Origin of the sequence: Paractinoplanes brasiliensis (genome assembly GCF_004362215.1) — a bacterium.
Classification (GTDB): Bacteria; Actinomycetota; Actinomycetes; order Mycobacteriales; family Micromonosporaceae; genus Actinoplanes; species Actinoplanes brasiliensis.
On sequence record NZ_SNWR01000001.1, the window covers coordinates 4,908,244 to 4,925,072 of the forward strand.

The 16,829-nt window shown below is 70.5% G+C and carries 14 protein-coding genes and 2 pseudogenes; 13 read left to right on the forward strand and 3 right to left on the reverse strand.

Features of this window, described 5'->3' with window-relative positions:
- Window positions 1-23 precede the first annotated feature (23 nt).
- The 5 genes from C8E87_RS22345 to C8E87_RS22365 all read left to right on the forward strand — a co-directional run bounded on the left by C8E87_RS22345 (window position 24) and on the right by C8E87_RS22365 (window position 6,420).
- The gene (locus C8E87_RS22345; protein WP_133874902.1) at window positions 24-1,253 is read left to right on the forward strand and encodes a winged helix-turn-helix domain-containing protein; all 1,230 of its coding nucleotides are present in this window, start codon (window positions 24-26) and stop codon (window positions 1,251-1,253) included.
- A gap of 337 nt (window positions 1,254-1,590) precedes the next feature.
- Window positions 1,591-2,145: a DUF2752 domain-containing protein gene (locus C8E87_RS22350; RefSeq protein ID WP_133874903.1), complete on the forward strand. Its 555-nt coding sequence runs from the start codon at window positions 1,591-1,593 to the stop codon at window positions 2,143-2,145.
- 25 nt (window positions 2,146-2,170) lie between these two features.
- The gene (gene dapA, locus C8E87_RS22355) at window positions 2,171-3,064 is read left to right on the forward strand and encodes a 4-hydroxy-tetrahydrodipicolinate synthase (protein WP_133874904.1); all 894 of its coding nucleotides are present in this window, start codon (window positions 2,171-2,173) and stop codon (window positions 3,062-3,064) included.
- A 55-nt stretch (window positions 3,065-3,119) separates the two neighbouring features.
- The gene (locus C8E87_RS22360) at window positions 3,120-4,808 is read left to right on the forward strand and encodes a ribonuclease J (RefSeq protein WP_133874905.1); all 1,689 of its coding nucleotides are present in this window, start codon (window positions 3,120-3,122) and stop codon (window positions 4,806-4,808) included.
- Window positions 4,809-4,896: 88 nt separating this feature from the next.
- Window positions 4,897-6,420 (forward strand): S1 family peptidase, encoded by a 1,524-nt coding sequence (locus tag C8E87_RS22365; RefSeq protein WP_133874906.1) that lies wholly within the window; start codon window positions 4,897-4,899, stop codon window positions 6,418-6,420.
- An 84-nt stretch (window positions 6,421-6,504) separates the two neighbouring features.
- Here the strand turns inward: C8E87_RS22365 and C8E87_RS22370 are convergent, their stop codons facing one another.
- Window positions 6,505-6,918 (reverse strand): YbjN domain-containing protein, encoded by a 414-nt coding sequence (locus tag C8E87_RS22370; RefSeq protein WP_239079875.1) that lies wholly within the window; start codon window positions 6,916-6,918, stop codon window positions 6,505-6,507.
- A 62-nt stretch (window positions 6,919-6,980) separates the two neighbouring features.
- On the opposite strand from C8E87_RS22370, the gene C8E87_RS22375 reads away from it, so the two are divergent.
- Window positions 6,981-9,518, forward strand: coding sequence for an FtsK/SpoIIIE family DNA translocase (locus C8E87_RS22375; RefSeq protein ID WP_133874907.1), 2,538 nt, complete (start codon window positions 6,981-6,983; stop codon window positions 9,516-9,518).
- Between the two features lie 94 nt (window positions 9,519-9,612).
- Here C8E87_RS22375 and C8E87_RS22380 read toward each other — a convergent pair whose 3' ends face one another.
- The gene (locus C8E87_RS22380) at window positions 9,613-10,881 is read right to left on the reverse strand and encodes a glycosyltransferase 87 family protein (RefSeq protein ID WP_133874908.1); all 1,269 of its coding nucleotides are present in this window, start codon (window positions 10,879-10,881) and stop codon (window positions 9,613-9,615) included.
- A gap of 82 nt (window positions 10,882-10,963) precedes the next feature.
- On the opposite strand from C8E87_RS22380, the gene rimO reads away from it, so the two are divergent.
- From rimO to pspM, 7 genes and pseudogenes are all read left to right on the forward strand, one after another.
- Window positions 10,964-12,424 (forward strand): 30S ribosomal protein S12 methylthiotransferase RimO, encoded by a 1,461-nt coding sequence (gene rimO / locus C8E87_RS22385; RefSeq protein ID WP_438866097.1) that lies wholly within the window; start codon window positions 10,964-10,966, stop codon window positions 12,422-12,424.
- The gene (pgsA, locus tag C8E87_RS22390; RefSeq protein ID WP_133874910.1) at window positions 12,421-13,029 is read left to right on the forward strand and encodes a CDP-diacylglycerol--glycerol-3-phosphate 3-phosphatidyltransferase; all 609 of its coding nucleotides are present in this window, start codon (window positions 12,421-12,423) and stop codon (window positions 13,027-13,029) included. Before rimO ends, pgsA begins: the two co-directional genes overlap by 4 nt.
- A gap of 9 nt (window positions 13,030-13,038) precedes the next feature.
- Window positions 13,039-13,530, forward strand: a complete 492-nt coding sequence (locus C8E87_RS22395) for a CinA family protein (RefSeq protein ID WP_133874911.1) — start codon at window positions 13,039-13,041, stop codon at window positions 13,528-13,530.
- Window positions 13,531-13,687: 157 nt separating this feature from the next.
- Window positions 13,688-13,952: pseudogene (locus C8E87_RS22400) on the forward strand (helix-turn-helix domain-containing protein); the annotation flags it as partial.
- A gap of 14 nt (window positions 13,953-13,966) precedes the next feature.
- Window positions 13,967-14,074, forward strand: a pseudogene (locus C8E87_RS46955) (helix-turn-helix domain-containing protein); the annotation flags it as partial.
- Window positions 14,075-14,375: 301 nt separating this feature from the next.
- Entirely contained in the window at window positions 14,376-15,233 is an 858-nt protein-coding gene (locus C8E87_RS22405; RefSeq protein ID WP_133874913.1) for a PspA/IM30 family protein, read from the forward strand.
- 23 nt (window positions 15,234-15,256) lie between these two features.
- The gene (pspM, locus tag C8E87_RS22410; protein WP_133874914.1) at window positions 15,257-16,057 is read left to right on the forward strand and encodes a phage shock envelope stress response protein PspM; all 801 of its coding nucleotides are present in this window, start codon (window positions 15,257-15,259) and stop codon (window positions 16,055-16,057) included.
- On the opposite strand, the gene C8E87_RS22415 is transcribed toward pspM, so the two are convergent.
- Window positions 16,017-16,808, reverse strand: a complete 792-nt coding sequence (locus C8E87_RS22415) for a DNA-formamidopyrimidine glycosylase family protein (protein WP_133874915.1) — start codon at window positions 16,806-16,808, stop codon at window positions 16,017-16,019. The two genes, pspM and C8E87_RS22415, sit on opposite strands and share 41 nt — an antisense overlap.
- Window positions 16,809-16,829 lie beyond the last annotated feature (21 nt).

Here is a 16,829-nt window from a genome sequence, read left to right on the forward strand (position 1 = left end):
CCCCTCCTCTACGGTGCTCCTCGATGGCACTCCCAGATTCTCTTTCGATCGCGCAGGCCCGCCGGGTGACGCTGGCCGCGCAGGGTTTCGCCGACCCCAAGCCGGGTGGCGTGACCGACCTGCGGCATCTCCGCCGGGTGCTGCGCCGGGTCCACCTGATCCAGATGGATTCGGTCAACGTCCTGCAGCGGGCTCACTTCATGCCGCTCTACAGCCGCCTCGGGCCCTATCCGGCCGAGCTGCTCGAGCGGGCGGCCTATCGCAAGCCGCGCGACCTGTTCGAGTTCTGGGGTCACGAGGCGTCGCTGATCACCACCGATCTGCAGCCGCTGTTCCGCTGGCGTATGGCCCGCGCGGCCGAGATGGCCTGGGGCAACATGCGTCGCGTGGCCGAGGAACAGCCCGAGCTCGTCGAACGCGTGCTCGGCGTGGTGCGTGACCGCGGGCCGATCACCGCGGCCGAGATCGAGCACGACGAGCCCCGCCGCAAAGACCACTGGGGGTGGAACTGGTCGGCGGTCAAACAGGCCCTCGAGTGGCTGTTCTACTCCGGCCAGATCACCGCGGCCGAGCGCACGTCGTCGTTCGCCCGGCGTTACGACCTGCCCGAGCGGGTGTTGCCTCAGGCCGTGCTCAACGCTCCGACCCCCGCGCCGGCCGACGCCTTCCGGTCCCTGGTCGAGCTCTCGGCCCGCGCCCTCGGGGTGGCCGCCGAGCCCGAGCTGCGTGATTACTTCCGCCTCCCGGTCGACGGCTTCAAGCAGGCGGTCGCCGAGCTGGTCGACGATCAGGTGCTGCGCCCGGTCAGCGTCCCCGGCTGGAAGCAGCCGACCTATCTGCATCGCGACGCCCGGCTGCCCCGGTGGGTTCGCGCGGCCACATTGGTCAGCCCGTTCGACCCGCTGATCTGGGAGCGGGGCCGCACCGAGCGGCTGTTCGGCATGAATTACCGCATCGAGATCTACGTGCCCGCCGCCCAGCGGCTCTACGGCTATTACGTCCTGCCGTTCCTGCTCGGCGAGCAGCTGACGGCCCGGGTCGATCTCAAGGCCGACCGCAAGACCGGCCGGCTGCTCATCCCGGCCGCCTGGCTCGAGCCCGGCGCCGACCCCGAGGAGACGGCCGCCGCCCTCGCCGCCGAGCTGCACCGCCTGGCCGGCTGGCTGGGCCTCGCCGAGGTGACGCTCCCCGAACGTGGCGACCTGGCCGACCCCCTGACCACGGCGCTGAGGGCGGTCAGCTTGAGCGGCTAGAGGGCGCGGCCGGCTGCGGCCTATCAGCGCGGCCGGCTGCGGCTTGTCAGCGCGGCCGGCTGCGGCCTATCGGCCGGCTGCGGCTTATCAGCGCGGCCGGCTGCGGCCTATCGGACGGCTGCGGCTTATCAGCACGGCCGGCCGCGGCCTACCGGACGGCTGCGGCGCACCAGCACGGCCGGCCGCGGACTACCGGACGGCTGTGGTCCATCGGTACGACGGCTGTGGCCCGTCGGCGCGGGCCGATCGAGGGCGATCGGCTGAGCGGTTGAGGGTGATCAGCCCGGCCCGATCGAGGGGTGATCAGCGCGGGCGGTGCCGGTGTACCGTGGCGGGCATGACCACCGCCACCTCGCGCCCGTGGCTGGACGATCAGCCGGTGCAGGGTCCGCCGGTGCCGCCCGAGTGGCTGGCATATTACGCGCAGCAGCAGGCCGCCCGCGAGCCCGACCGGGTTACCCGTTTCGTCCAGAAATTCTGGACCAGGTCGCCGATCTGGGCCGCCCCGGTGGCGCTTCTGGTCTGCATGGGCGGGGCGGTCGGCTACACCCTGGCCTCCCACCCGGCCGAGGCCGGCGCCGGTGACGCCCCCACCTGCCTGCTGAAATACACCACCGGTTTCGTCTGCCCGGGCTGCGGCGGCACCCGCGCGGCGTGGTATCTGCTGCACGGCGACCTGCCCGCCGCCGCCCGCCACCACGCCCTGTTCACCTTCGCGGTCCCCTTCCTCCTTTACCTGTACGTCGCCTGGGCCGCGAAACGCCTCTTCAAGTGGAACGTTCCCCAGCTCAACCTCAGCCCGGCCGTTCTGATCACGTTTGTCGCTGTCTGGGCGGTCTGGAGTGTGCTGCGCAACCTGCCCTGGGCCCCGTTCACCGCGCTCTACGTCTGACCGGGCCGTCCTATAGGTTGTGGGTATGACGCACGACCCGCGACCCTTCGGACGGTTGCTGACCGCGATGGTCACCCCGTTCGCCCCGGACGGCTCCCTCGACGTCGAGGGCGCGGCGAAACTGGCCACCTATCTCGTCGACGAGCAGCGCAACGACGCGCTCGTCGTCAGCGGCACTACCGGCGAGTCGCCGACGACCACCGACGCGGAAAAGGAAACCCTGCTCCGGGCCGTGGTCGACGCGGTGGGTGACCGGGCCCGGATCGTCGCGGGTGTGGGCACCAACAACACCGCCCACACGGTCGAGCTGGCGCACGCCGCGGAAAAGGCCGGCGCACACGGCCTGCTGGTCGTGACGCCGTATTACAACAAACCGCCGCAGGCGGGCGTGGCCAAGCACTTTCTCACCGTCGCCGACTCGGTCGGCCTGCCGGTGATGGTCTACGACATCCCGCACCGTGCCGGCACAGAGATCGCCACCGAGACGATGTGCCGCATCGCCGAGCACGATCGCATCGTGGCGGTCAAGGACGCCAAGGGCGACCTCATCGCCAGCTCCTGGGTGCTCAGCCGCACCGATCTGGCCTACTACTCCGGCGACGACGCGGCCACGCTGCCGCTGCTGTCGATCGGCGGCATCGGCCTGGTCGGCACGTCCACCCATTTCACCGGCGTGCTCGCCAAAGACATGATCGAGGCGTTCGAGCGTGGCGACAACGCCGCCGCCCTGGCCCTGCATCGGCAGGCGATGCCGCTGTTCACCGGCATCTTCCGTGTCCCCGGCACCATGCTGGTCAAGGCGGGGCTGAACGCCCAGGGCCGCCCGGCCGGCCCGGTGCGCTCGCCGCTGGTCGACGCGACCGCCGCCGAGCTCGACCAGCTGCGCCAGGACGCGGCCGCCGCCGGCATCACCCTGTGAAGCCGGCCGGCACCGCCCTGTAAACGGCATCATCGACGAAAGACAGATAAACCGAATGAGTCAAGCCCACGTGGAGCTCGATCCGCCGCCGCCGCTGCCGGAGGGCGCCTTGCGCGTCATCCCGATGGGTGGCCTCGGCGCCATCGGCCGCAACATGACCGTCCTCGAGTTCGACGGCAAGCTGCTGGTCATCGACTGCGGCGTGCTGTTCCCGGACGTGGAGCAGCCGGGCGTCGACCTGATCCTGCCCGACTTCACGCCGATTCTCGACCGGCTCGACGACATCCAGGCGATCGTGCTCACGCACGGCCACGAGGACCACATCGGAGCTGTTCCCTACCTGCTGGCCCACAAGGCCGACATCCCGCTGGTGGGCTCCGAGTTCACGCTCGCGCTGGTCGAGGCCAAGCTGGCCGAGCGCCGCCTGGATCCGTACACGTTGACTGTGCGCGAGGGGCAGACCGAGCGGCTCGGCCCGTTCGACTGCGAGTTCTTCGCGGTCAACCACTCGATCCCGGACGCGCTGGCCGTCGCCGTGCGTACCCCGGCCGGCCTGGTGCTGCACACCGGCGACTTCAAGATGGACCAGGTGCCGCTGGACGGCCGCATCACCGACCTGGCCGGGTTCGCCAGGCTGGGCGCCGAGGGTGTCGACCTGCTGCTCTCCGACTCGACCAACGCCGAGGTGCCCGGGTTCGTGGCGCCCGAGCGTGACATCGGCCCGGTGCTCAGCTCGATCTTCGGCAAGGCCCGCGGCCGCATCATCGTTGCCAGCTTCGCCTCGCACGTGCACCGCGTGCAGCAGGTGATGGACGCGGCCTGGGAGTTCGACCGCAAGGTCGCCCTGATCGGCCGCTCGATGGTCCGCAACATGGGCATCGCCCGCGACCTGGGCCTGCTCAACATCCCGGACGGCCTACTGGTCAACCTCGACGAGGCGACCAACATGCCGGCCGACGAGATCGTCTTCATGTCCACCGGGTCGCAGGGCGAGCCGATGAGCGCGCTGGGCCGCATGGCCACCGGCGACCATCGGCACATCACCATCGAGCCCGGCGACACGGTCGTGCTGGCCAGCTCGCTGGTGCCCGGCAACGAGACCTCGGTCTACCGGGTGATCAACAGGCTGTCCCGGGCCGGCGCCACGGTCGTGCACAAAGAGACGGCCAAGGTGCACGTCTCCGGTCACGCGCCCGCCGGCGAGCTGCTCTACCTGCTTAACGTCGTCCGCCCGAGCAACCTCCTGCCCGTGCACGGCGAGTGGCGGCACCTGCGCGCCCACGCCCAGCTCGGCATCGAGTCGGGGGTCGCGGCCGACCGGGTCGTGCTCTGTGAGGACGGGGACGTCGTCGACCTCGTCGAGGGGCACGCCCGCCATGTCGGCCGCGTGCAGAACAGGTACGTCTACGTCGACGGTCTCGCGGTCGGTGACGTCAGCGAGTCGCTGCTGACCGAGCGGCGGATCCTCGGCGACGGCGGCTTCATCTCGGCCACCGTGGTGATCGACTCGGTGACCGGCAAGGTGGTGGGCGAGCCCAACATCTCGGCCAAGGGCTTCAGCGAGGACCCGGACGCGTTCAGCCCGGTGATCCCGTTGCTGACGGCCGCGTTGCACCGCTCGGCCGAGGACGGCATCACCGACACGCACCAGTTGCAGCAGGTCGTGCGGCGTACGGTCGGCCGTTGGGTCAACGACGCGTACCGCCGGCGTCCGATGATCGTCCCGACCGTCGTGGAAGTCTGAGCCGAATTCAACCTTTCGCTGCCGTTCTCCGTACTTCTTGTCACCGGTGCCGCCCCCACGGCACCGCTTGGCGAGGGGAGTACCTCAGATGCAGCGCAGACGGATCGCCGTGGCGGCGGCGGTCGTGGTCGCGGCCGGGGCAGCGGTGGCTTTCACCCTGCCGTCCATGGCCGGCACCACGCCGTCGAGAACGGCCGCCAAGCCCAGCCCGGGTGGTGTGGCGCCGCAGATTCTTGCGGCCATGAAACGTGACCTGGGCCTGGATGGCGATCAGGCGACGGCCCGCTTGCAGCGGTCGAAGTGGGCGAGCGGCGTGAGCGCCAAGTTGTCGGCGCAGACGGGCGCCCACTTCGGCGGCGCCTGGCTCGCCGCCGACGGCAACACGCTCAAGGTCGCCGTGACCGATGCGGACGCGCAGGACGCGGTTCGCGCCGCCGGCGCCGAGCCGGTGCTGGTCAAGCGCAGCGAGCAGGCGCTCGTCAAGGCCAAGGAAAGCCTCGACTCGGTTCGTTCCGAAGCCGAGGGCGTCACCGGGTGGTATGTCGACGTCAAGACCAACAAGCTGGTGGTCGTGGCGAAGCCGGGCGAGCAGGCGGCGGCGAAGGAGCTGGCCCGCGCGGCCGGCGTCAAGGCCGGGTCCTACTCGGTCGTGGTCAGCGCGGCAACCCCGAAGCCGCTGTTCGACGTGCGTGGCGCAGACCCCTACTTCATCGCGGTCGACGGGGGCACGGCCCGCTGTTCGATCGGGTTCTCGGTCGAGGAGGGCTTCGTCACGGCCGGGCACTGCGGCGCGGTCGGCACCACCACGACCGGCTTCAACCAGGAGGCGCAGGGCACGGTTCGCGCCTCCACCTTCCCGGGCAACGCCGACATGGGCTTCGTCGAGGTCAACGGCGACTGGGATCCCCGCCCGGTGGTCAACGACTTCGAGGGCAACGAGCTCCCGGTGGCCGGCAACGCCGAGGCCCCGGTGGGCGCCGCGGTCTGCCGCTCCGGCTCCACCACCGGCACGTTCTGCGGCACGATCCTGGCGAAGAACCAGACCGTGGTCTACCCGGAGGGTGCGGTCACCGGCCTCACCCGCACCGACGTCTGCGCCGAGGGCGGCGACTCGGGCGGCCCGTGGCTCAGCGGCGACCAGGCCCAGGGCATGACCTCCGGCGGCTCGGGCGACTGCACCGTCGGCGGCGAGACGTTCTTCCAGCCGCTCAACGAGATCCTGGCGGCGGAGGACCTGACGCTGGTGACCTCCGGCGGCGGCAACAACGGCGGTGGCGAGGCCGAGCCGCCCGCCGAGTCGGCTACTGCCTGCGATGGCCAGGCCGCACAGCGTACGGGCAATCTGCGTGCCCGCACCGCTCAGGCCCAGCCCGACGGGGCCGCGTTCCGGTCGAACGCCGGCGTCCAGACCGCCTGCCTGACCGCCGCCGACGGCGCCGACTTCGACCTGTTCCTCCAGCGGCTCACCAACCGCGGCTTCCGCACGGTGGCCGGCGACACCGGCGCCGGCGACAAGTCGATCTCGTTCAACGGCCGCGCCGGCACCTACCGGTACGTCGTCGTCGCCAACTCCGGCAGCGGCGCGTACACCCTGGGGTTCAGCACCCCGTAAGCGCCGGGGCCACCGAACCTGCCTAGGTGGCTGAAGCGCATCGATGCCCGGGGAGCCGACGACGGCTCCCCGGGCATCACCATGTCAGGACGATTGGCGCAGCTCGGCGACCTCGTTCGCGAGTTGCACGCTGGTGGCGATCGCGGCGATCATCACCTGGTCGAGCTGCTCGGGGGTCACGCCCTTCTCCCAGTCGGCGATCACCTCACCCACCACCAGCACCGTCCCGTCGTCGTTGACGTGCACGTACGCCTTGGGGAAGAGCTGATCGTGGTTCCACGAGTTGCAGAACTCGTAGAGCCGGGGGATCTCGTCCATGCCGAACAGGTGCTGCACCATGGCCCGGACCTGCAGGACCTCCTGCTGCTGCCCGATCCGGAAGAAATAGATCAGGTTGCCCTGGAAGTTCCCGCCGATGTCGCCTTCGGCGTCCTCGAAGTACTTGAATTCGCGCGCGTCGAGCGCGGCCGTGATCATTTCCTTGGTGAACGGTTGCACGCGACGACCCTACGTCGGTGTGGCTACCGGATTCATGAGCATCGCGGCGATACGGTGTGAGCATGGCGGGCCGAACCTCTCCGGCGAGCCGGGGCCGCGCCGCGTCCACGCCGCGCGGCGCCGCGACCAGTCGTGCCCGCCAACCGGCCGCCCGGCAGCCCGCTCGCAAAGCCACCAAGGCGACCAGAGCCAGGGCGACCCGCGCCAGAGCGACCCGCGCCCGGCCCAGCATGGGTGCGGCCATCGCCACCGGCATCGGCCGTGGCCTGGGCGCCCTCTGGATGGGCCTGGCCCACAGCGTCGGCTGGGCCGCCCGCGGCGTCGGCCGTCAGGCCGCCACGGCCAAGGACATCGATCCCGAGCATCGCCGTGACGGCGCCGGCCTGCTCATGCTCGGCCTGGCCATCCTGGTCGGGGTCGCGGTCTGGGCCAACAGCGCCGGGCCCCTTGGGCAGTGGCTGGCCGACTCGACGCACCTGTTCTTCGGCGGCCTCGCCGTGCTGCTCCCGCTGCTGCTGCTCTACGGCGCGATCCGGCTCATGCGCAAGCCCGCCGACCTCGAGCACCGAGGTCGCTCGCTGGTCGGCTGGACGGCCCTCATCGTCGCCACCGCGGCGCTGCTGCACATCGGCGAGGAGCCGACCGACGACGTGGGCATCACCAAGGCCGGCGGCCTGCTCGGCTACGGCTTCGGTGCGCTGCTCGAACGCGCGGTCACCGCCTGGGTCGCGGTGCCGCTGCTGGTGCTGCTGTTCGTCTTCGGCCTGCTGGTGATCACGGCCACGCCGATCAACAAGATCCCCGAGCGGATCATGCTGCTGGCCGACGTGCTGATGGGCCGTTCCACCGAGCGCACCCCGCTGCCCACGCCGGAACTGCCCGACGACTACGACCCTGAGTTCGACAGCGACGAGGAACCGGCCAAGAAGCCCGCCAGGAAACGCCGCCGGCAGGGTTCGCTCTCCGACATCGGCCTGGCCGAGACCGAGCCGGTCGCCGACGATGACGACTTCCTGGTGCACGACACGGTGGTCGTGCCCAAGCAGCCCGCGGCCGGTCGCAAGAAGCCCGAGCCGCCGGAGCACTCGGAGCCGCTGCCCACCCGGGCCGAGCAGCTCGAGATCACCTCGGTGCCGGGCGACTACCGCCTGCCGCCGCCGTCGCTGCTGGGCAAGGGCGCGCCGCCGAAGTCGCGGAGCCGGGCCAACGACGAGATCATGGCCGCGCTGACCGGGGTGTTCGAGCAGTTCAACGTCGACGCGCTGGTCACCGGCTTCACCCGGGGGCCGACGGTCACCCGGTACGAGGTCGAGATCGGCCCGGGCACCAAGGTCGAGCGCATCACGCAGCTCTCGCGCAACATCGCGTACGCGGTGAAGTCCCCCGACGTCCGGATCCTGAGCCCGATCCCGGGCAAGAGCGCCGTCGGCGTCGAGATCCCCAACACCGACCCCGAGAACGTGTCGCTCGGCGACGTGCTGCGCTCCCGGGCCGCCACCGCCGATCACCACCCGATGCTGGTCGCGTTGGGCAAGGACATCGAGGGCGGCTTCGTGGTGGCCAACCTCGCCAAGATGCCGCACATCCTGATCGCGGGCGCGACCGGCGCCGGCAAGAGCTCCTGCCTCAACTCGCTGCTGGTCTCGCTGCTCACCCGGGCCACCCCCGACGAGGTGCGCCTGCTGCTGGTCGACCCGAAGCGGGTGGAGATGACCGCGTACGAGGGAATTCCGCACCTCGTCACGCCGATCATCACCAACCCGAAGAAGGCCGCCGACGCGCTCGAATGGGTCGTCCGCGAGATGGACATGCGCTACGACGACCTGGCGGCCAACGGCGTACGGCACATCGACGACTTCAACCGCAAGGTGCGCAGCGGCGAGATCACCGCGCCGCCCGGCAGCGAGCGCGTCATGAAGCCGTACCCCTATCTGCTGGTGATCATCGACGAGCTGGCCGACCTCATGATGGTCGCCCCGCGTGACGTGGAGGACTCGGTCGTCCGCATCACGCAGCTCGCCCGCGCCGCCGGCATCCACCTCGTGCTGGCCACCCAGCGCCCGTCGGTCGACGTGGTCACCGGTCTGATCAAGGCCAACGTGCCGTCCCGGCTGGCGTTCGCGACGTCGTCCCTGGCCGACAGCCGGGTCATCCTCGACCAGCCCGGCGCCGAGAAGCTGCTGGGCCGCGGTGACGGCCTGTTCCTGCCGATGGGCGCGTCCAAGCCGACGCGTATCCAGGGCGCCTGGGTCGACGAGAAAGAGATCGCGTCGGTCGTCAAGTTCTGCAAGGACCAGCGCGAGCCGGAGTTCCGCGAGGACGTCACCGAGGTCCCGGCGAGCAAGAAGAAGCAGATCGACGAGGAGATCGGCGACGACCTCGACGTGCTGATCCAGGCCATCGAGCTGGTCGTGACCAGCCAGTTCGGCTCGACGTCGATGCTGCAGCGCAAACTGCGGGTCGGTTTCGCCAAGGCCGGCCGCCTGATGGACCTGATGGAGACGCGCGGCATCGTCGGCCCGTCCGAGGGTTCGAAGGCCCGTGACGTGCTGATCAAGCCGGACGAGCTGGAAGAAGCGCTGGCGACACTGAGGCTCTAGCCTTCGCTGCCCGCTCGGCAGGATTTCGCCCGGGAGGCCGATGACTTGGACACCGAAAACGGCCTCGCTTCGCTAGCCGTCTTCGGCGCCCAAGTCATCGACGGGCGAAATCCGACTTTGGTTGCGGTTCAACCGGCTCGGCGTACGGGTGGTTTGCCGGAAGCTTGAGGATTGCGGGCTCGTCGAGAATCGCGGCTATCTCTTTCTCCATTCCCGTCTCGGCCGGGCGGAAGGCCTCGCGCATCAGGTAGGCCGTGACCGCGATCAGGGCGGCCAGCATCAGCAGGGCGGCGACCGTCGGCAGCACGGGCACCACGCGGCCGAACATGTACGGCTGGTAGGAGAGCAGGGACGACGCCTGCACCAGCAGGGGGACGAACCACAGGCGCGGGACGAAGACCGCGAGCAGCACCGTCGTCACGTCGGCCAGGAAGAAGTAGCGCTCGTGCATGCCGGGCAGCAGGAACGGCACCATGATCGAAAAGAGGGTGGCCGCCAGCACCACCCGCTCGGTGGTCAGCTCGACGGCCCGCGCGATCAGCACGTAGATGACGCCGATGACCGCCGCCGCCGCGAACAGGTAGCCCAGCGTCCGCAGGCCGTCCTCCCGGGTGGCGCCGGTGACCAGGGCGAACACGTTCGGCGCGCGCAGGCTCAGCTCGGGCACGTTGGCGGCCTGCCGGTTCATCGAATAGATCGTCAGCAGTTCGACCGGGTCGCGGCCGAAGATGACCGCCGGGAGGTCGAGCAGCAGGTACGCGGCGGGGGCGGCCAGGAGCGTACGCCAGGGAATGCGACCGGACAGGGCGAGCAGCAGCAGGAGCGGGAAGACGAACGCGCCCTGCGGCTTCATCGCGAGCGCCACGCCGCACAGGGCCACGCCCCACCAGGGCTTGTCCCGCAGCAGGTAGTAGACGCCGGCCAGCGCCGGGGCCGTCCACATCGAGTCGATCTGCCCCCACCAGGACGCGTTGAGCACCACCGTCGGCAACATCACCACGACCAGCGCCGCAGCCATGGGAACGCGGCTGCCCGGACGGCGCAGGGCGACGATCCGGTAGGCGAAGAACGCCAGGACGACGTCGAAGACCACCCACATCGCCTTGAGCTTGAGGATCAGGGGACCGGGCAGAAGGTGCGCGAACGCCAGCAGATAGACGAACGGGGCGTTGTAGTTGCCCACGTCGGCCCCGAGTGCGCGCCGGTCACCGACCCGGCCGAGCTCGCGGTACCACTGGAAGAAGATGTTCATGTCGTTCGTCTTCTCGCGGAAACCGGCCCAGCGGGCCAGGATCGCGATCACGACGAGCGCGGCGATGAGCAGCCATTCCGCGTGCCGGGCGGGCCTGTCTGAAGTCTGCATGGTGACCTGGGGTACGGTCCGCACCCCCCGCTCGGATCAGTGCGCCGGTGAACCGGCGGGGGAACCCGGCTAACCTTGCCTGGTGTCGGTAACTCCTTCCTCCCGCCGTGTCGCCCTGCTCACCCTCGGCTGTGCCCGTAACGAGGTCGACTCGGAAGAGCTCGCGGCCCGCCTCGACGCGGGCGGATGGCAGGTGAGCACCGACGCCGACGGGGCCGATGTGGTGGTCGTCAACACCTGCGGCTTCGTCGAGAAGGCGAAGCAGGACTCGATCGAGACGCTGCTGGCCGCGGCCGACACGGGCGCCAAGGTGGTGGCGGCCGGCTGCATGGCCGAGCGTTACGGCAAGGAGCTCGCCGACAGCCTGCCCGAGGCCTCCGCGGTGGTCAGCTTCGACGACTACACCGACATCGCGGCCCGGCTCGACGGCGTGCTGGCGGGCGAGACGTTCGACGCGCACACCCCCCGCGACCGGCGCGAGCTGCTGCCGATCACGCCGGTGCAGCGTCAGGCGGCCCGGGTGGTCATCCCGGGGCACGCCACGGTCGACGAGCACACCCCGGCCCACCTGCGTACGGTGCTGCGCCGCCGGCTCGACAACTCCCCGGTCGCGAGCCTCAAGCTGGCCAGCGGGTGCGACCGCAAGTGCGCGTTCTGCGCGATCCCGGCGTTCCGCGGCGCCTTCGTGTCGCGCGACCCTCAGGAACTGCTGGCCGAGGCCGAGTGGCTGGCCAAGTCGGGCGTGCGCGAGCTGGTGCTGGTGAGTGAGAACAGCACCTCGTACGGGAAGGATCTGGGTGATCCTCGCCTGCTCGAGAAGCTCCTGCCGCAACTGGCGAAGGTCGACGGCATCGTCCGCGTGCGCGCGAGCTATCTGCAGCCCGCGGAGACCCGGCCCGGCCTGGTCGAGGCGATCGCCACCACGCCCGGCGTCGCACCCTATTTCGACCTGTCCTTCCAGCACTCCAGCGAGCCGGTGCTGCGGCGGATGCGCCGGTTCGGGTCGACCGACCGGTTCCTCGACCTGCTGGCCTCGGCCCGTGAGCTGGCCCCGGCGGCCGGCGCGCGCAGCAACTTCATCGTCGGCTTCCCCGGCGAGACCAAGGCCGACGTCGACGAGCTGGTGCGCTTCCTGTCCGAGGCCCGGCTCGACGCGATCGGCGTGTTCGACTACAGCGACGAGGACGGCACCGAGGCGGCCGGACTCGACAAGAAGGTCAAGGAAGACACGATCAAGCGCCGGTACGACCGGATCGTCACGCTGGCCGACGAGCTCTGCGCCCAGCGGGCCGAGGAACGGCTCGGCTCGATCGTCGAGGTTCTCGTCGACACGGTCGAGCACGGCGAGGTCGAGGGCCGCGCCGAGCACCAGGCTCCCGAGGTCGACGGATCGACCACGCTCACGGCCGGGGACGAGGGCGTCGACCTGGCGGCGTTGCGCCCCGGCGATTTCGTACGCGCCCGGGTCACCGCGACCGAGGGCGTCGACCTGGTCGCCGTGCCGGTCGAGATGATCTCTGCAGCCCCGGTGTCCCCGCGGTGACCGACGAGCCGGTCCCGGCGCCCGCTCCGCGGACCGTTTCGCCGTACAACGCGGCGAACATCCTCACCGTGGTCCGGATAGTGCTGGTTCCGGTCTTCCTCGGCCTGGTCGTCTCGTCGCAGCTCACCGGGACAGGCGCGCGCATCGTCGCGTGCCTGGTCTTCTGCGTGGCCTCGGCGACCGACTTCGTCGACGGCTGGATCGCCCGGCGCTGGTCGCTGGTCACCTCGTTCGGCAAGGTCGCCGACCCGATCGCCGACAAGGCGCTCACCGGCACCGCACTGGTGCTGCTGTCGGTGTACGACCGGCTGCCCTGGTGGGTGACCGTGCTGATCCTGGTCCGCGAGTGGGGCGTCACCGCGCTCCGGTTCTGGGTGATCCGCTACGGCATCATCCCGGCCAGCCGCGGCGGCAAGCTCAAGACCATGCTGCAGATCGCCGCCATCGCGTGGTATCTCTGGCCCGTCCCGGAGCCGTTCGACGTGATCGGCCCCTGGCTCATGGGCGCCGCGACAGTGGTGACGGTGGTGACCGGTGTGGACTACGTGATCGAGGCGCTGCGGCTGCGGCGCGATGCCCGGCGCGTGCCCGGTCCAGGAGCTTAGAATTCCCGCGTGGGATCTGAGATCGCGGCCTCGGTGGCCGTACGCCGGCTGCGCGAGCGCGATGAGACGTTCGCCACCGTGGAGTCGCTGACCGGTGGCCTGGTCGCCTCGACCGTCGTCGAGATCGAGGGCGTCAGCAAGGTCTACAAGGGCGGCCTGGTGGTCTACGCCACCGAGCTGAAACACGTCCTCGCCGGTGTGCCGGAAAGTCTGCTGGCCGAGCGCGGCCCGGTCGACCCCGACGTGGCGAAGGCGCTGGCCGAGGGCACGCGGGCGCGCTGCGACACCACCTGGGCGGTCGCCACGACCGGGGTGGCCGGCCCTGAGCCCCAGGACGGCAAGCCGGTGGGCCTGGTCTACGTCGCGGTTGCCGGGCCGGGCGTCGCCGAGGTGCGGGAGCTCAATCTCGACGGCGATCGGGACGCGATCCGCACCGAGAGTGTGACGAGGGCGCTACTCCTGCTCGCAGAATGTCTCAAGGACGCCCCCGCGGTGGTTTGAGCTGGGGAATGTCCCGGTGAGTCATGAGGTTACGCAAGAGCGCCGCTGTCGGGCCCCCCAGAAATCGGCGGGGCGGGATGTCGCTATGGCCGGCAGCGGGTACGGTTGCGGGAAGCCTCCGGCGTGTGCCGGCGGCCTCGCCGCAGGAGGAGGTGCCATGGTCCTGCTACGCCGGGTCATCGGCGACGCACTACGGGCGCGCCGGCAGGGGCAGCACCGCACGCTGCGCGAGGTGTCGACCGCCGCGAATGTCAGCCTCGGTTACCTGTCCGAGATCGAGCGCGGTCAGAAGGAAGCGTCCAGCGAGCTGCTCGCCGCTATCTGCGACGCGCTCGGTGCACGGCTCTCCGAGCTCCTCCGCGAGGTCAGCGACACGCTGTCGCTCGCCGAGGACATGGACGGCGTGCTGCTCCCGGTCGACGACAACAAGAAGAGCGTTGCGAGCGACGGAAACGTGTCGGTCAAGGTTCGCCAGGATTCGCCGCTCAAGGCGACCCTGCACACCACTCGCAAGCCGCAGCGCGACGTCGTCTACGCCGCTTAAAGGTCATTTCGACGGGCCGGGTCCGCTCCCTGACGGGGGTGGGCCCGGTCCGTCTGCTGTTCCCGCCCTGTGGGGTTGCTGTGAAGCCTCGGGGACGGCCCCTCGGGATCGACCCCGACCGGGGACAGCGCGTAGCCTCGAAGCTTGGGGGAGACCCTGATATCCCCCGGAGGTCACGTGACGTCGGTGGCGTCGAGCTGACACGATGGCATGACCACACCAGGTAACTCGCCATCGCGACAGCTCCTCGATCTGCGTCGGTGGCGGACCCGACTGAGCGACATTGAGGGGATACCGCGAGATGGCGAATCCGTTCGTCAAGGGCTGGCGATACATGATGGCGCTCTTCGGCGCGAAGATCGACGAGTACGCCGACCCGAAGGTTCAGATCCAGCAGGCCATCGAGGACGCACAGCGCCAGCACCAGGCCCTCGTGCAGCAGGCCGCGGCGGTGATCGGCAACCAGCGTCAGCTGGAGATGAAGCTGTCCCGTCAGATGTCCGAGGTCGAGAAGCTGCAGGGCATGGCGCGGCAGGCGCTCGTCCTGGCCGACCGGGCACGCGCCGCCGGCGACGAGTCCGAGGCCCAGAAGTACGAATCCACCGCCCAGACGCTCGCGACCCAGCTGGTCTCGGGCGAGCAGTCGATGGAAGACCTCAAGACGCTGCACGACCAGGCGCTCTCGGCGGCGGGCCAGGCCCGCAAGGCCGTCGAGAACAACGCGATGGTGCTGCAGCAGCGCATCGCCGAGCGGTCGCGCCTGCTCAGCCAGCTCGAACAGGCCAAGATGCAGGAAACCGTGGCCAAGTCGCTCGAGTCGATGTCGTCGCTGGCCGCGCCGGGCAACACGCCGTCGCTCGACGAGGTGCGCGACAAGATCGAGCGACGCTACGCCGACGCGATGGGCCGGGCCGAGCTGGCCGGCAACTCGGTCGAGGGCCGCATGCTCGAGGTGCAGAAATCCAGCCTCGACATGGCCGGTTCGTCCCGGCTCGAGCAGATCCGTGCCAGCATGGCCGGCGACAAGCTCGGCGCCGCTCCGGCGCAGCCCGCGGTCGAGCAGGCCGGCCCGGCCGCTGACCCGGCGAGCGTGGCACGCCTCGACGAGATCCGGGCCAGCATGAATCAGAAGCGCGGCGACACGACCGCCGCCGGCTGAGTTTTCTTTCGGGGAGGGCGACGGTGGACGAGCGGACCAGGTACTTCCGGCGGCTCAAGCGGCTGCGCGGTGCGGCGCGGCGGTGGAGCGTGCTGGGAGGCGGGCTGGCCGCGGCCACCGCCGTCCTCACCCCGTACGCGGGGATCGGCTGGGCCGACGCGATCTGGGCCGGCGCCGCCGGTTCCTCGATCGCGCTGGCCTGGTGGCGGCACAGCGACCATCGCGAGCTGGCCGCCACCCCGGCGCCGCCCCCGCCTCCACCCGTGGTGCCCGGGGCCAAGCTGGCCGCGGCGATCGAACGTTTCCCGGTCGGCCGCACGGTGATCAACGAGGTGCGCCGGCAGAAAAACCGGTACGCCCTGCGTGGCTCCGAGATCACGCAGGCGTGGGACAGGCTCGACCGCGCCTCGGCCACCCTGACCGCGCTGGCCGGCCGGCTGCACGGCCCCGGCGAGGGCGCCCTGCTCGAGGCGGCAGTCGCCGAGGAGTGGCTGCGCGATCTGGGCCAGCGGGTGGCGAGCGTCGAGCGCGCCCTTCCGTTGACCCCGCCCGACCAGCGCGCGGCCCTGGCCGATTCGCACGGGTCGCTGGCCACGCAGTTCACCGAGGGCGTCGACGCGTACGAGCGGTTGGTCGCGGCGGCCGCAAGCTATGTCGCCGAGGACGGTCACCCCGTTGCCGACGGCGGGCATCCGGCCCTGAGCAGCCTGATCGACGCGACCGACCGGCTGCGCGGCTTCGCCGAGGGGCTGTCGGAGCTGAAACGCACCCCCACCACGGTCTTCAAACAGGCCGCGGCTGACAACGCGGGCACCAGTACGTGATGCGTTCGCCCTTGTCGTCCTTCTGGATGGCGCTGCCGCACCGGCGGCACGGCTTCGCCCGCCGTCCGTAGACGTAGCTGGTCTCCCCACGCCGCAGCGAGCCGGTCGTGGTCTGCGTCCAGCGCCCGCGGTTCGAGGCGACGAGCTTCTGTGCCAACGTGACGGTTCCGGTCAGGTCGTTCACCTGCGACACCGGGGTCCACGGCCACAGTCCACGCAGGAACAACGTCTCGGCCTTGTAGAGGTTGCCCACCCCGGCCAGGTTGCGCTGGTCGAGGAGGGCCTCCGCGATGGTCGTGTCGGGGTGCGCTGCGATGCGGCGTACGGCCTCGTCCACACTCCAGTCGGCGCCCAGCAGGTCGGGGCCGAGATGCCCGAGATGACGCTCCTCGTCCGCGGTCGGATAGAGCGCGAGCTCGTGCAGGTGATAGCCGACCGCAACCGAACGCTTGGTGCGCAGCACGACCCGGATCAGGTGGGCCGGGCGGCCCGTCCAGCGTTCGCCCGGCGCGTACGCCCGCCAGGCGCCCTCCATGCGCAGGTGCGAGTGCAGGGTGAGCGGCTGCTCTCCGTCGCGGGTCAGGCGCAGCAGCAGATGCTTGCCGCGGCTGGCCGACTCGGCGACAGTCCAGCCGCTGAGGCCGGTGGTGGCCAGCTGCGGCACCCGGAAGTCGGAGCCGGTGAGCACATCACCCTGCAGCGCGCGTTCGAGGACGCGCGCGGTGTTCCAGACGGTATCGCCCTCGGGCATGCGCCCATTGTTCCCGCTCCT

Excerpts from the sequence above, each read along its gene's own strand:
- C8E87_RS22375 (WP_133874907.1), top strand. The coding sequence starts at position 6,981 with ATGGCGGGCCGAACCTCTCCGGCGAGCCGGGGCCGCGCCGCGTCCACG.
- C8E87_RS22415 (WP_133874915.1), bottom strand. The coding sequence starts at position 16,808 with ATGCCCGAGGGCGATACCGTCTGGAACACCGCGCGCGTCCTCGAACGC.
- C8E87_RS22380 (WP_133874908.1), bottom strand. The coding sequence starts at position 10,881 with ATGCAGACTTCAGACAGGCCCGCCCGGCACGCGGAATGGCTGCTCATC.
- C8E87_RS22365 (WP_133874906.1), top strand. The coding sequence starts at position 4,897 with ATGCAGCGCAGACGGATCGCCGTGGCGGCGGCGGTCGTGGTCGCGGCC.
- C8E87_RS22345 (WP_133874902.1), top strand. The coding sequence starts at position 24 with ATGGCACTCCCAGATTCTCTTTCGATCGCGCAGGCCCGCCGGGTGACG.
- dapA (WP_133874904.1), top strand. The coding sequence starts at position 2,171 with ATGACGCACGACCCGCGACCCTTCGGACGGTTGCTGACCGCGATGGTC.
- C8E87_RS22360 (WP_133874905.1), top strand. The coding sequence starts at position 3,120 with ATGAGTCAAGCCCACGTGGAGCTCGATCCGCCGCCGCCGCTGCCGGAG.
- C8E87_RS22350 (WP_133874903.1), top strand. The coding sequence starts at position 1,591 with ATGACCACCGCCACCTCGCGCCCGTGGCTGGACGATCAGCCGGTGCAG.
- C8E87_RS22405 (WP_133874913.1), top strand. The coding sequence starts at position 14,376 with ATGGCGAATCCGTTCGTCAAGGGCTGGCGATACATGATGGCGCTCTTC.